11 protein-coding genes are annotated in these 15413 nt (G+C 40.5%); 10 read left to right on the top strand and 1 reads right to left on the bottom strand.

Features of this window, described 5'->3' with window-relative positions; all coding sequences use genetic code 11:
• Positions 1-94: 94 nt before the first annotated feature.
• The 10 genes from cobA (ACS5PU_RS18805) to ACS5PU_RS18760 all read left to right on the top strand — a co-directional run bounded on the left by cobA (ACS5PU_RS18805) (position 95) and on the right by ACS5PU_RS18760 (position 12920).
• Positions 95-871: a uroporphyrinogen-III C-methyltransferase gene (cobA, locus tag ACS5PU_RS18805; protein ID WP_439460704.1), complete on the top strand. Its 777-nt coding sequence runs from the start codon at positions 95-97 to the stop codon at positions 869-871.
• Positions 855-2366, top strand: a complete 1512-nt coding sequence (locus tag ACS5PU_RS18800; protein WP_439460703.1) for a TSUP family transporter — start codon at positions 855-857, stop codon at positions 2364-2366. Before cobA (ACS5PU_RS18805) ends, ACS5PU_RS18800 begins: the two co-directional genes overlap by 17 nt.
• Before the next feature lie 2 nt (positions 2367-2368).
• Positions 2369-3070 carry a phosphoadenylyl-sulfate reductase gene (locus ACS5PU_RS18795; protein ID WP_439460702.1) on the top strand — a complete coding sequence of 234 codons (702 nt, stop codon included), beginning with the start codon at positions 2369-2371 and terminating at the stop codon, positions 3068-3070.
• 240 nt (positions 3071-3310) lie between these two features.
• On the top strand, positions 3311-4216 hold the full coding sequence (gene cysD, locus ACS5PU_RS18790; protein WP_439460701.1) for a sulfate adenylyltransferase subunit CysD: 906 nt from the start codon (positions 3311-3313) through the stop codon (positions 4214-4216).
• Positions 4217-4290: 74 nt separating this feature from the next.
• Positions 4291-5541, top strand: coding sequence for a sulfate adenylyltransferase subunit 1 (locus tag ACS5PU_RS18785; protein WP_439460700.1), 1251 nt, complete (start codon positions 4291-4293; stop codon positions 5539-5541).
• 409 nt (positions 5542-5950) lie between these two features.
• Complete coding sequence (locus ACS5PU_RS18780; protein WP_439460699.1) at positions 5951-6421, top strand: hypothetical protein; 471 nt, start codon at positions 5951-5953, stop codon at positions 6419-6421.
• A gap of 309 nt (positions 6422-6730) precedes the next feature.
• A complete protein-coding gene (gene cobA, locus ACS5PU_RS18775; RefSeq protein ID WP_439460698.1) occupies positions 6731-7525 on the top strand; it encodes a uroporphyrinogen-III C-methyltransferase in 795 nt (264 codons plus the stop codon).
• A 606-nt stretch (positions 7526-8131) separates the two neighbouring features.
• Complete coding sequence (locus tag ACS5PU_RS18770) at positions 8132-9544, top strand: glycogen synthase (protein ID WP_439460697.1); 1413 nt, start codon at positions 8132-8134, stop codon at positions 9542-9544.
• A gap of 8 nt (positions 9545-9552) precedes the next feature.
• Entirely contained in the window at positions 9553-10821 is a 1269-nt protein-coding gene (locus ACS5PU_RS18765; RefSeq protein WP_439460696.1) for a glucose-1-phosphate adenylyltransferase, read from the top strand.
• Between the two features lie 314 nt (positions 10822-11135).
• On the top strand, positions 11136-12920 hold the full coding sequence (locus tag ACS5PU_RS18760) for a glycoside hydrolase family 15 protein (protein WP_439460695.1): 1785 nt from the start codon (positions 11136-11138) through the stop codon (positions 12918-12920).
• A gap of 279 nt (positions 12921-13199) precedes the next feature.
• On the opposite strand, the gene ACS5PU_RS18755 is transcribed toward ACS5PU_RS18760, so the two are convergent.
• Positions 13200-15389 (bottom strand): bifunctional alpha,alpha-trehalose-phosphate synthase (UDP-forming)/trehalose-phosphatase, encoded by a 2190-nt coding sequence (locus ACS5PU_RS18755; RefSeq protein ID WP_439460694.1) that lies wholly within the window; start codon positions 15387-15389, stop codon positions 13200-13202.
• Between the last annotated feature and the right edge of the window lie 24 nt (positions 15390-15413).

Raw genomic sequence — 15413 nt, 5'->3', positions numbered from 1 at the left:
GTATATATTATGCAGGTAAATATTCACTCATTCAAAATTCATTCATTCAAAATTTAATCAATAACATTCAATCCTTCAAAATTTAAAATATAAGATGAGCGATCAAAAATTAAATATAGAATCAAGAATTACCCTTTTAGGCGCAGGTCCTGGAGATCCTGATTTATTAACGCTAAAAGGTGTTAAGGCATTGCAAACAGCAGATGTAGTGTTATACGATGCTTTAACAAACGAAGCTTTATTGGAGCACGCGCCGGCATCCGCTATTAAAGTGTATGTAGGTAAGCGCTCAGGCGAACATTCTTATCCTCAGGACACCATTAATAAATTAATGATCGATTACGCCTTAAATTATGGCCATGTAGTGCGGTTAAAAGGTGGCGATCCATTTGTGTTCGGCAGGGGTTACGAAGAGTTGGATTACGCCGCATCGTACAGTATTCCGGTAAGTGTTATTCCGGGTATTTCGAGTTCTATTGGTGTACCAGGTTTGCAGCAGATTCCGGTTACGCACCGCGGCCTGAGCGAAAGCTTTTGGGTAATTACCGGAACAACCACTTCAGGAGAAGTATCGGCCGATATTTACCAGGCAGCACAGTCAAATGCCACTGTGGTGGTTTTAATGGGACTTAAAAAATTGTCAAAAATAGTCGAGATTTTTAAAGCGGCAGGGAAACACCAGTTACCAACGGCAGTGGTTCAAAATGGCTCGGCTGAAGATGAGAAACTGGTGGTTGGCCTGGTTGAAACCATAGAAAGCTTGGTGCAGCAAGAAAATATTAAAGCGCCGGCATTGTTAATTTTTGGAGAAGTTGTATCATTACATCCGTCATTTAAAAACTTAATTAAACAATATGCAAGTATTGCCTAACCAACACGATAATGCAGCATCTTTTTCTGAGCAGGAAAAAGGTAACCAGCTGTTTCCAGTTTTTGTAAAGCTGAACAAGCTGCGTACATTATTAATTGGTGCCGGTAATATTGGCCTCGAAAAATTAACGGCCATTGTAAACAATAGCCACAGCGCAACCATTACCATTGTGGCCGAAATTGTTTCGCCAGAGGTTTATGCGCTGATTGCCAATTACCCGCTGATAAAAGTTAAGCAAAAAAGTTTTGATGTAAACGACCTGAACGATATTGATATCGTTTTTGCAGCAACCAACAACAATATTCTGAACGAGGAGATCAGAAGGGTAACCCACGAACGTGGCCTTTTGATTAATGTGGCCGATAAGCCAGAGCTTTGCGATTTTTACCTGGGCTCTATTGTTCAGAAAGGTGATTTGAAAATTGCCATTTCTACAAACGGTAAATCGCCCACCATTGCCAAGCGCTTAAAGCAGATCTTAAACGAAGGCCTGCCTGCAGAACTGGATGAGACGCTGCAAAATATGAGCGCTTTACGCCAAAGTTTAAACGGCGATTTTTCTGCGAAGGTTAAAAAACTGAACAAGGTTACACAAAGCCTAATCAACCCCAAAAAAAGTTTTGCCGAGCGTAATATTAAATGGCTAATCTGGGTAGCTTCGGTTTTGTTGATCGGCGCAATCGGCTTTTCCCTGTGGAATACTGAACCCGAGTTTCAATCTTTTTTAATTCATATCGATCCTTTATTCTATTGGTTTTTAGGTGCCGGATTTTTATTCGCACTGATCGATGGTGCAATTGGCATGTCATACGGGGTTACTACAGCCTCTTTCTCGCTGGCAATGGGTTTACCTCCGGCCTCAGCCAGTATGGCTATCCACATTTCGGAAGTAATGAGTAACGGTATTGCCGGTTGGATGCACTACCGGATGGGTAATGTAAACTGGAAACTGTTTAAAATATTAATCCTGCCGGCTATTGTTGGGGCAGTGCTTGGCGCTTATATTTTGTCGTCGCTTGAGCACTACAGTGCTTATGTTAAGCCAATTGTAGCGGTGTACACCTTGTTTTTAGGTGGCATTATTTTAATGAAAGCTTTTAACATCAAAAGAAAGAAAGCCGATCAGAAGATTAAAAAAATTGGCTTACTGGGTTTTGTTGGTGGTTTTATCGATGCCGCTTTTGGTGGCGGTTGGGGATCGATTGTTTTATCGAGTTTAATAGCAGGTGGCAGGCACCCTTTGTTTTCATTGGGAACAGTAAAAATCAGCAGGTTTTTTATTGCCACACTTAGTTCGCTAACCTTTTTTACCATGTTGGGTGGGAAACACTGGGAAGCTGTATTAGGATTGATTATTGGTAGTGCGATAGCATCGCCGATTGCTGCAAAAGTATCGAACAAAATTTCGGCAAAAACCATTATGGTAGCCGTTGGCATTATTGTAATGATAGTGAGCTTGCGCAGTGTAATTATGTTTATTTTAAAATTAATTTAGTGATGGAACGTGTAGAAGAGATAAAAGAAGCACTAAAGGGCTTAAATACCATTGAAAAATTAAGGTTTTTGGCCGATCGCTATGAAGGCCGAATCATCTTTTCGACAAGTTTTGGTTGGGAAGACCAGGCAATTACCCATTTAATTTTTGCCAATAACATACCGATTAAAGTTTTTACTTTAGAAACCGGCCGGTTGTTTCCCGAAACTTATTACGTTTGGAACCGTACGCTGGAAATTTATAACAAACCTATCCATGCCTATTACCCAAAAAACGATTTGTTGGAGGATATGGTAAATACCAAAGGCCCGAGCAGTTTTTACGAATCGGTTGAAAACAGGAAAGAGTGCTGCTATATCCGTAAAATAGAACCTTTAAAAAGAGCATTAGAAGGTAACGAAATCTGGATTACAGGCATCAGGGCCGATCAGAGTGCCAACCGGGAAGATATGCACGATGTAGAATGGGATGAAGGCAATCAATTGGTTAAATTTCACCCGATTTTCGACTGGACATTAGATGAGGTGAAGGCCTATATTAAAGAAAATAACATTGTTTACAATACCCTGCATGACAAAGGATTCCCGAGTATAGGTTGTGCCCCATGTACCAGAGCTGTACAACCAGGCGAAGATTTTAGGGCCGGAAGATGGTGGTGGGAAGACCAGAGCAAAAAGGAATGTGGCTTGCATGCGACTTCTTAATACCCACAAGTCGTTATTGCGAGGAAGGGAAGAGCGAGCCGAAGCAACCTTTTTGAACAATAGCATAAAAATAAATGTCATTACGGGTAGCAAAATAGATTGCCGCGTCGGCTAAAAGAGCTCCTCGCAATGACGATAGTGAAAACATAATAACAACAGCAAATATATTAGTTGAAAAAGGAACAGTGCTGGCAGGCAACATTCCAACATTTCAACAATCAATCATTTCAACATTTTATAATGAGTACATATAATTTTGATTATTTAGATGAACTAGAGGCAGAGGCCATTCACATTTTACGTGAGGTTGCAGGGCAGTTTGAAAAGCCGGCTTTACTGTTTTCGGGTGGAAAAGATTCGATTACCTTAGTGCGTTTAGCAGAAAAAGCTTTCCGTCCGGGTAAATTTCCTTTTCCACTGGTACACATTGATACCGGGCATAATTTTGAAGAAACCATTACCTACCGTGATAAAATGGTAGAAAGAATTGGCGAAAGGCTGATTATTGGTTCAGTTCAGGAATCTATTGATCAAGGTAAAGTAGTAGAACAAACCGGTAAAAATGCGAGTAGAAATGCTTTGCAAACTGTTACCTTATTAGATACCATTGCAAAACACCAGTTCGATGCCTGTATTGGCGGTGCACGCAGAGACGAAGAAAAAGCACGCGCAAAAGAACGTATTTTCTCTGTTCGCGATGAGTTTGGGCAATGGGATCCAAAACGCCAGCGCCCTGAACTTTGGAACATTTACAACGGCAAAATCCATAAAGGAGAAAACATCCGCGTATTCCCGATCAGTAATTGGACTGAACTGGATGTTTGGAATTATATCCGTCGTGAAAAAATTGAATTGCCAAGCATCTACTTCTCGCACGAACGCGATGTGATTACCCGCAACGGACAGTTAATGGCCGCTTCTCCGTTTCTGAATATGGATGATGAAGATGTAGTAGAACGTAAGCAAGTTCGTTTCCGTACCGTGGGCGATATGTCTTGTACTGCCGCCGTAGAATCAGATGCATTTCTGATTGATGATATTATTTCAGAAATCAGTGCCTCTAAAATTTCAGAACGTGGTGCCCGTTTAGACGATAAAGTTTCAGAAGCAGCAATGGAAGACAGGAAAAAGGGAGGGTATTTTTAGTCTTGAGTTCGGAGTCTCTAGTCGAGAGTCCTATTCAATAATTAGATCCTCCATTCATTCAATCATTTTTTAACATGAACATATTAAAATTTTTTACAGCAGGCAGTGTAGATGATGGTAAAAGTACCTTAATCGGCCGTTTGTTATACGATACAGATTCTATTTTAGCCGATCAGTTAGAAGCCTTGCAAAGCTCTAACCGTAAAAACGATGATGGAACCATTGATTTAGCCATTTTAACTGACGGTTTAAGGGCTGAGCGCGAGCAGGGCATAACCATTGATGTGGCTTATAAATACTTTCAGACCGAAAAGCGTAAATTTATCATTGCCGATACACCAGGTCACATCCAGTACACCCGCAACATGGTTACCGGAGCCTCAACCGCAAACCTGGCCATTATTTTAATCGATGCCCGGAACGGCGTGGTAGAGCAAACCATCCGCCACTCGTACCTGGTTTCTTTATTGGGCATTAAACACGTAGTGGTATGCATCAATAAAATGGATATGGTTGATTACAGCGAAACGGTTTATACTTCTATCATCGAAAAGTACAAAGTACTGGCTAAGCAACTTAAGTTAGACGATGTAACCTACATCCCGGTTAGTGCTCTAAAAGGTGATAATGTGGTGCAACGTTCAGAAAATATGCAGTGGTACGAAGGCGAAAGCTTGCTACATTTCTTAGAACAGGTAGATACTGATCATTTAGACCGTTCGCAACTGGCACGCATGCCGGTACAGTGGGTTGTACGCCCGCAAACCGACGAATTGCACGATTACCGTGGTTACGCCGGTCGTGTATTGAGCGGTACTTTTAACTTGAATGATAAAATTACCGTGTTGCCTTCGGGTGCAAGCTCTACAGTAGAAAAAATTGATTTTTTTGACCAAAGCCTTGATGCCGCACATGCAGGTCAATCGGTTATTATCCATTTAAAAGATGATGTAGACATTAGCCGTGGCGATACCATTGTAAATGCTTCGGCCCTGCCACAGGAAACCAAACTGATAGAGGCTGACCTTTGTTGGATGGATACCCGCGCTTTGGATACCTCGGTGATGTACAACATTCAGCACAACAGTAAGATCACCAAATGCAAAATCAGTGAAATCCTGCACAAGGTTGACATCAATACACTGGATAAACACGCTGCTGATGAATTTAAACTGAACGATATTGGTCGCGTAATTGTTAAAACCGCTGATGCTTTAGCATTCGATTTATACGATGATAACCGTGCAAATGGCTCGGCGATTTTGGTAGATAGCCGTACCAATTTAACCGTAGGCGCTTTAATGTTCAGAGCAGCCGTGGAGTAGGAGGGAGAATGCAAGATGTGAGATGAAAAATGGATAATAACCAAATTTCAGTAATCTTAGTACGTTTGTCATCCTGAGCGTAGTCGAAGGATCTCTTTCATTTGGTAAAATATTTAAATGGATTGAAAGCGTAAGCTGGAAGATGGGGAATAACCAATAACCAACTTCAATACTAAAATCCAAAAATCATACGGTGTAGAACCACAACCAAATATAATAATGAAAGCTTTACTAAACTAAGGCGGAAGCAATTTCAACGGGAAATCAGATAAAGGTTTCCCGTTTTTCTTTATCGGTCAATATCTCAGCTACCAATGTCCTTGCTAAATTAATCATGCCCCAGCTTATGGAAATATTTAAAACCTTTCATCTTCTTCGTATATTGTATATACAACCTAATTAAAACAACATGAAAAGAAATTTTTTATACTTGGTTTTTGCAGCGCTTCCATTTGCCTATGCCTGCAACCCAAATAATAAAACAAGTAAAAATTCGAAAACAAAAACCGATTCTGTAGTAAGCGGAGGCTGTTATACAGCGGTGTTTGAAAAAGATACTGCAGCAATGAATGTGGAAATACATGCATCGGGCAAAGTTACAGGCTCATTACTGGTTAATTATGCTGATAAACCGCAAAATTCGGGTACCATTTTAGGGAAATTTGAAGGCGATACCTTATATGTAGATTATCGTTTCAAGACCGGAGAAGATACGGTGAGCGTTTATACCAATCCATTGGCTTTTCTGAAAAAAGATGGTAAACTGATAATGGGCGTTGCACAGATTGAAACCACGCTAGGCCGTTCTTATTTTGTAAAAGGGAAACCGATTAATTACGAAGCCGGGAAATTTACTTTTATGGAAGGGAATTGTAAATAAACTCCATTTTGTCATCATATGTCACCGTCATTTCGAGCGAAGTGCAGCTAAGTCGAGAAATCTAATACCACTGGTCTTAGCATCCCGCTAAGACCTATTTTTTTTATTAGGGTTGTTTTGCCACGGAGATATGCCCTTTTTTTTATGCGTTAGTGTGAAAGATTTTTTTAGCTAAGTCCCATTCCTGCAGATTCTTCACTGCGTTCATAATGGCAAAATAAAAATATTTCAAAATAAATTACTACTATTCCCATAGACTTTATATATTTGTATAATTAATGAATGTAAACGAGCACAAAAATTTCGGTTATGATTTTAAATAAAGTAGAAAAAGCGAACATTGAACCAAGGATTACGTTAATAGGTGCAGGTCCTGGCGACCCGGATTTATTTAGTTTAAAAGGGGTTAAAGCATTAAAAACAGCTGATGTTGTTTTGTACGATGCTAATGTAAACGAAGCTTTATTGTGTCATGCGCCAGATGGTATACCGAAAGTTTATGTAGGTAAACGCAGCGACGACGAGTCGTTTTCGCAAGAAGCAGTAAATAAGCTGATTGTTGATTATGCTTTAAACTACGGACATGTGGTCCGTTTAAAAAGCGGCGATCCGTTTTTCTTTGCTAAAGGTTACGAAGAAATAGATGCTGCAGAATCATATAGTATCCCAACCGAAATTATTCCAGGTATTTCGAGTGCTACCGGTGCGCCGAGTTTGCAAAAAATACCAATGATTTACAAAGACCTGAGCGAAAGCTTTTGGGCGGTAACCGGAACAAATTCTAAAGGAGAAATTTCTGAAGATTTATACATCGCCGCTAAAACCAAGGCAACCATTGTTGTTTTGAACGGAATTGAAAAAGTAAAAGAAATTGCTGCTATTTTTCAGTCTGAAAATAAAAATTTATTACCGGTAGCTGTAATCCAAAATGGTTCTACACCTGAAGAAAAAATTGCAGTCGGCATTGTTGATACAATTGCAGAAATTGTTGAAGATAAAAAAATTGATGCACCAGCACTATTGGTTTTTGGCGACGTGGTTTCGTTACATCCACAGTTTCAACCAATCCGCGATTTCTATGAAATTCTTGCAGAAGAATATTAAGATATTTTTTAAACCAAAAATATATTTGTTTTGTTGTTAAAAACCGCTTATGGATTTAGGCGGTTTTTTGTTTTTTATTCCGCAATGCTTATCGGATTGTCATCCTGAGCTTGTCGAAGGATCTTCATTAAACATTGTGCGAGGCGTTTCGACGGGCTCAACGTGACAAAATTATATATCATATCGAAACCTACTTTAAAGCAAGATCGATGCTGAATAACCGGGAATCAATTGGCCGTTTTGCTCCCGCAGATTAAAGATGATCACCGCAGAATAAATTTATGTTTTTGCATTTTGCAGGAACAAACTTTGTTTTTAAGCCTGATTGAAGTGTAAAGCCCGAAGCGTAGCGAGGACTTGCAACGGAAAGCAGGGCAGTAGGCCGCCACAAAAAGCTGAACATTAACTTTCAAATAAAAAGCCTCTTCGCATAGCTAAGAAATCAGCGGGGAAAAATTGACCTCATCATACACAGATTTAAGCTAATTGCCACACACAGAAAAGTTTAGTTTAAACCTAAAAAAATCAACTAAAAATATAATTTCCATTATTTGCAAAGCTCAAAACAATTAGTAACTTACTTAGGTTATCTACACCAAATATTTGATGGAAATTATACATATAAGTGCCGAGTGTTACCCTGTTGCAAAAGTTGGTGGTTTAGCCGATGTAGTAGGGGCCTTACCAAAATATCAAAATAGATTGGGCCACATTGCCAAAGTGGTTGTTCCTGCGTACGATACTAAATTTATCCGCGAAAACGAATTTGAAGTAACTTACGATGCATGGGCAAATTATGGCAACAACCATTTCCAATACCGCATATTAAAAGAAAAAACCAATAAACTGGGTTTTGATGTATATGTAATCCATATTAAGGGCTTAACCGATAGGCCAAATGTATATGGTTACCAGGATGATACCGAAAGATTTGTAGCTTTTCAGATTGCAACCTTAGATTGGATAGCCCAATGGGAACACCAACCGGATGTAATTCACTGCCACGACCACCATACGGGCCTAGTTCCTTTTATGGTATCTAATTGCATAAAATACGAACGGATCAGAAAAGTACCAACCATTTTAACCATCCATAATGCGCAATATCAAGGCCCGTTTGGCTGGGATAAATTATATTATTTGCCAGCCTTCGATTTATGGAAAGGTGGTTTGCTGGGCTGGGATGATGCCATTAACCCATTGGCATCGGCCATAAAATGTGCCTGGAAGGTAACTACGGTTTCGCCAAGTTACTTGGAAGAGATGATGAACAATGCGCGTGGCCTGGAAAGTCTTTTGAGGCAGGAACGCTGGAAATCGGTGGGTATTTTAAATGGCATTGATAGCGAGGTCTGGAATCCAGAAACCGACCCCATGCTTACCAAAGGTTATAATTTAAAAACAGTAGAAGCTGGTAAATTGGCAAACAAAACAGCACTCTGCAGTGTTTTTCAATTGGATGCGTCGAAACCTCTATTTACTTTTATTGGCCGTTTGGTTGATGAAAAGGGTGCCGACCTGCTTCCGGATATTTTTTACACGGCTTTGCAGCAGCATGGCAATAATATTAATGTATTGGTTCTGGGATCGGGAGATAGTTGGGTAGAAGGAAGACTGAATCAGTTAAAAGATATTTTTGGCGATCGGTATAACGCCTATATCGGTTACAACGAACAGGTTTCGCACGAAATGTATGCCGGTGCCGATTTTCTGATCATGCCATCAAGGGTAGAACCCTGCGGCTTAAACCAGCTTTATGCCTTACGCTATGGCACAGTGCCTATGGTGCGCAGGGTTGGCGGCTTAAAAGATACCGTAATTGATATTGGTGATGGTGGTTTCGGTATCTGCCACGATCAAACCAGCATTTGGGATGTTACGCACGCCATTAACCGTGCAGTAGAATTATACAATGATAAAAAGGCTTTTAAAGCTGTGAGAAAAACCATGATGGTGATCGACCATTCTTGGGATAAGGCAGCATTAAACTATATAGAATTATACCAAAATTTAAAATAAGCTTAAACATGACCGACAAAGTTTTAGGCGTTATCCTTGGCGGTGGCCAGGGCTCTAGATTATCGCCACTCACACAAACACGCTCTAAACCGGCAGTACCGATTGCTGGAAAGTACCGCTTGGTAGACATTCCCATTTCGAACTGCCTAAATTCTGGTATACACCGCATGTTTGTGCTGACGCAGTTTAACTCAGCATCGTTAAATAAGCATATTAAAAATACTTATCACTTTAGTCATTTTAGTACGGCTTTTGTTGATATTTTGGCGGCTGAGCAAACTGTACAAAACTCCGGTTGGTTTCAGGGTACTGCCGATGCGGTACGCCAGTGTATGCACCATATCGTTTCGCATGAGTTCGATTATATCTTAATTCTTTCCGGTGATCAATTGTACCAGATGGATTTTAAAGAAATGATCGAAAAACACATCGAAGCAAATGCAGAAATTACAATTGCCACCATTCCGGTAACTGCGAAAGACGCAACTGATTTTGGTATTTTAAAAGCCGACGAGGAAAATATGATTACCTCATTTATCGAGAAACCTAAAACAGGTCTTGATGAATGGATTTCGGATACCGGTGAAGAAATGCAGGCCGAAGGCAGAAACTTCTTGGCCTCTATGGGGATTTACGTTTTTAACCGCGAGTATTTAATCAATATCTTAAACGAAAACGAAGACGAGAAAGATTTTGGTAAAGAAATTTTACCAAGGGCAATCACCCAGAGCAGGGTTTTAAGCTTCCAATACGAGGGTTATTGGACCGATATTGGTAATATATCATCGTTCTTTGAAGCCAATTTGGGCTTAACTGATGAGATTCCTAAATTTAATATGTTCGATAGCAGCCATACCATTTTTACAAGGGCCAGGATGCTACCACCGTCAAAAATTTCGGGCACTACTTTAGAGAAGGCGATTATTGCAGAGGGCTGCATTGTGCAGGCCAGTAGGGTAGAACATGCTGTTTTGGGTATCCGGGCAAGAATTGGTAAACATACAGTGGTTACCAACGCCTACATTATGGGCAGCGACCGTTATCAAACCCTGGAAGAAATACAATCGGAAACGAGTAAAGGAAACTCTTTAATAGGTATAGGCGACAGGTGTTACATCAACAATGCCATTATCGACAAAAACTGCCGCATTGGTAACGATGTGAAAATAAACGGCGGAGCGCATTTGGAAGATGGAGATTTTGAACTTTATGCCGTTAAAGATGGTATTGTCGTAATTAAAAAGGGCGCAGTTTTGCCTAGCGGGACCGTAATTTAAGAGAAACATTATTTTCAAACGCAGCGAATTCTTTCAGACCTCGCAGGTTTTTAAAACCTGCGAGGTCTTTTTGCTTTAGAGCTCTTCTGTCATTCTGAACGAAGTGAAGAATCTTTCAAAGCAAAATGTCTTAAACAGTATTTTGAGTCAATTTTGTAATTTTTGCCCTATAGATTCTTCGTTGTAACCGATAGCTATCGGATCAGAATGACAGGTTTTTAAAACCTGCGGGGTCTTTTGGATTTAGGTCTTTTTCATTTTCTGCCTAACATTTTCCGGATAAGCTTGTTGTAAAAATAAACAGAAAATAGTTTATGGCCGAACAACATTTATATCAAACCGGAATAATAGGAAATTGCGCTTTCATTGCACACGTTAATAAAAATACCGATATCTCATGGCTTTGCTGGCCCCGTTTTGATAGCTCTTTTGTTTTTGGAAGTTTGCTTGATCAGAAAAAAGGAGGCGAATTTTCGATCTTACCCCAGGGAGAGTTTACCTCCAACCAATATTATGTAGAAAATACCAATGTGCTCAGAACCGAAATCACTGCAGCAGACGGGACTTACCGCATTACAGATTTTGCGCCCCGTTTTCATCTTTACGAAAGGTATTTTAAACCTTTAATGCTGATCAGAAAAATTGAACCTTTAAGGGGAAACCCGAGGATAACCATAAAATGCGAGCCTGTTTGCAATTATGGTGAGGGTAAAATGCTTGCCAGCAGGGGCAGTAACCACATCGATTATGCGGGCTGCGATGAAAATGTACGTTTAAGCACCAATGTATCTTTAACCTATATTCTGGACGAAAAGGCATTTGTGCTCAATGAGCCAAAGTACCTAATAATGACCTACGGGCAAAACCTCGAAGCACCAGTTGTAAGCACGGCCGAAAATTTTCTTCGTGAAACAATGGCTTACTGGCGCTTATGGATTAAACACTCCTCAATTGCAGGTTTTTACCAGCCTTTTGTTATCCGTTCGGCCTTGGTTTTAAAAATCCATCAGTACGAAGATACAGGCGCAATCATTGCCGCAAGTACAACCAGTTTGCCCGAATCGCCGGGCAGTACCCGCAATTGGGATTACAGGTATTGTTGGTTAAGGGATTCGCATTATGTACTTACCTCGTTAAACCACATTGGCCATTTCGAAGAGATGGAGAAATATTTCAATTATCTGTCGGATATTTCGCATGCCGAAGACGAACGCTACCAGCCTTTGTATGGAATTGCCGGGGAACGCGAGATAACCGAGCGTACTTTAGATCATTTGGAAGGTTACAAAGGCGAGCAGCCCATCAGGATAGGTAACCAGGCATATGAACACATTCAGAATGATATTTATGGACAGGTTTTGATTTCGATGTTGCCACTTTATACCGATCACCGCTTTATCTTCTCTGAGCGTAGCGATTCTGTGAAATGGATAGAAAGTGTTTTATCTAAAATAGAACGGACCATTGATGAGAAAGATGCAGGGATATGGGAATTTAGAAATATTGCCAATGTACACTGCTACAGCAATCTTTTTCAATGGGCGGGGGCACAGGCGGCCTTAAAAATGGCCAAAACCATCGGAAATGCCGATTTCGAAAAAAGGGCAGAGATTTTAATTGATAAAGCCGCTGCACACATTGAAGCTTGTTACGATCCGGAGAGAAAAGTGTATACCAATGCTGTAGGCAGCTCACATCTGGATGCCAGTACACTGCAGTTGATTATGATGAATTACCTCGATCCGGCTTCTGATAGGGCAAAAGATCACCTAATTGCTTTAGAAAAAGAGCTGAAAACCGAAGATGGCCTGTTTTACCGTTACCTGCATGCAGATGATTTTGGGAAACCCAAAACAACGTTTCTGATCTGCGCTTTCTGGTATGTTGAAGCTTTGGCCTGCGTAGGTAGAACGGATGAGGCCATAAAGGAGTTTGAGCAAATTATCAAATATTGCAACCATCTCTTGCTATTCAGTGAAGATGTTGATGCCAAAACGGGTAGTCAGTGGGGTAATTTTCCTCAGGCGTACAGCCACGTAGGTTTAATGAATGCGGCATACCGCATAGCCATTAAACTGGATAGGCCTATATTTTTGTAAGGGTCTGGATTACAAATCCGCAGTTCAGAGGTCGGGATTACAAATCCCGACCAGCTTGGAGATTTGCGCAGAAAATATAAAATCTGCGGAAATCTATTGAATCTGCGGGATTTCACTCTAGCCTAATGGTAATAAAAAAGGTCTGTGGTGACACAGACCTTGGTACTATATTTATTTCAAAAAAGAACCGTCATCTCAACCGGAGCATGGCAAGTGGAGAGATCTGCCTTGAGATAGATGTCTCGACTTCACTGCGTGCCGCTCGAAATGACGGTTTATTTACCCCCGCTCCACAAATTCATCCTTAACCAAGCTCCAAAGCAGCTTTCTTACTTCCCTAAAATCGTTTAGGTAATATTTGGCTTCAGAAATATTGTTACCAACCTTGATGGTAAAAGCATCATCTGGTAAAGCCCTAAAAATATCTTCATCTGTATGGTCATCGCCAAGTGCTAAAATAAAATCGGGGTGTTTGTCATACAGCCAGTTAAGTGCCGCCTTGCCTTTATTTACCTCCATATTTTTAAATTCGATTACTTTATTGCCTGGCATTAACTGCAATCCTTTATCGGCAGCTAAAATTTTCATGTGGCTGATAATTTCATTGGCCCTTAAATCGCCAAGTCCTTCTTCTGCCTTTCTATAATGCCATACCAGTGAATAACTTTTTTCTTCAATAAACGATCCCGGTGTACGGTCGGTGTAGGTTTCGAGCAGGGTTTTAATCTCCTGTTTCCATTGGTCAGTGAGGAGGGGCAAACTGTTCCATTTATCGCCGTACGATTTCTGCCAGGCGCCATGTTCGGCAATCAGGTCTACTTTTAAATTTCCGAACCAATTTTCGAGCGTTTCATGTCTTCTGCCACTAATGATAATTACTTTGTTGGCATTATCAATGGTGAGGTTTTCGATCAGGTCGTACAGTTCCGCATCCGGAGATGCATCGTCTATATTTCCGGTAAAATCTACCAGTGTTCCATCATAATCCAGAAACAGCACCCTGTCGGATGTTTTAGCATATTTATTGGCTATTACTTCGTTAACTGCATTTACTGCATGTTTGGTCAATAACGATTTTTGAGAATCTTTCACTTCGTTTAATCTTAAAATAAAATTGTTTACCCAATGTTTCACATTGAATTTTTCTACAATGGTACGCATGGATTTCATGCGTTGCTGCTGTTCTTCGAGAGGCATTTTTAACGCCATCACAATGGCTTCCATAATATCGCCAAGGTTGTTTGGGTTAACAATTACCGCATCTGTCAATTCTTTTGAAGCGCCGGCCATTTCACTTAAAATGAGCACGCCATCGTTGTTGTTCCTACTGGCAATATATTCTTTGCTTACCAGGTTCATGCCATCGCGCATTGGCGTAACCAGGCAAACATCCGCTGTGGCATAAAGTGCCGATAATACTTCGATTGGGAAGGAACGGTAAAAATAATTGACCGGAATCCAGTTGATGGAGCGGTACCTTGCATTTAAATTGCCTACAAACTGATCAATTTGGTCTCTGAGTTCGCTATACTGCGGAACCGTATCGCGTGAAGGCACCACAATCATAAAGAGCTCAATTTTACCGATATACTCGGGATGGTGCTGCAACAATAATTCTAATGCTTTTAATCTTTCCAATATGCCCTTACTGTAATCCAGCCTATCAATAGAGAGGATTACTTTCATATCTTCTTTTCCGGTTCTGAAATACTCGATTTCTTTTTTTACTTCTTCAGTAGCGGTTAATTCAGAAAACTTGGTAAAATCGATCCCCATGGGAAAAGCTTCGATTACAATCTGCCTTTCGTTGCTGTTCAATACATTGGATGAGGAATTTACAGGTAGCAGGCGGGTTGCGGTACTGATAAAGTGGCGAACATCATCGTAGGTATGGAAACCAATTAAATCTGATCCGATTAAGCCATTAAGCAGCTCTTCGCGCCAGGGGATAAGCCTGAAAATTTCGTATGATGGAAAAGGGATGTGCTGAAAAAAACCAATAGTGGCATTGGGCAGTTTGGCCCTTAAAATTCCCGGAAGTAATAGCAGCTGATAATCCTGCACCCAGATCCGGTCTCTTCTATTAAGCACCTGTATGGCGGCTTTTGCAAATTTTTCGTTAACCGATTGGTAGCAGTCCCAATAATTCTGCTCATAATGTGCATAGGTAACCAGATAATGAAAAACAGGCCATAAAACTTCATTCGAAAAGCCTTCGTAGTATAAATTGATTTCTGTTTGCGTTAAAAAAACCGGGTAAAGATTGAGGTGGGCAAGTTTCTCTTTTACTGCATCCTGCCGTTCTTCCGGTACATCTATTCCGGGCCATCCAATCCAGATACAGTTGCCTGATTGATAAACGTCTGCCAGTCCGGTAGCCAAGCCACCTTCACTGGGAATAAATGTGTATTCGCCATTTTCTTCGGTAATTTTTACGGGTAGTCTATTCGAAATTATAACTGTCTTCATGCTTGTATTTGATGTATCCACATC

The sequence above is a fragment of the Pedobacter sp. GSP4 genome (genome assembly GCF_051857575.1).
Lineage (GTDB): Bacteria > Bacteroidota > Bacteroidia > Sphingobacteriales > Sphingobacteriaceae > Pedobacter.
The sequence above is the reverse complement of the archived record's forward strand: the minus strand, read 5'-3'. Positions and strand labels throughout refer to the sequence as shown.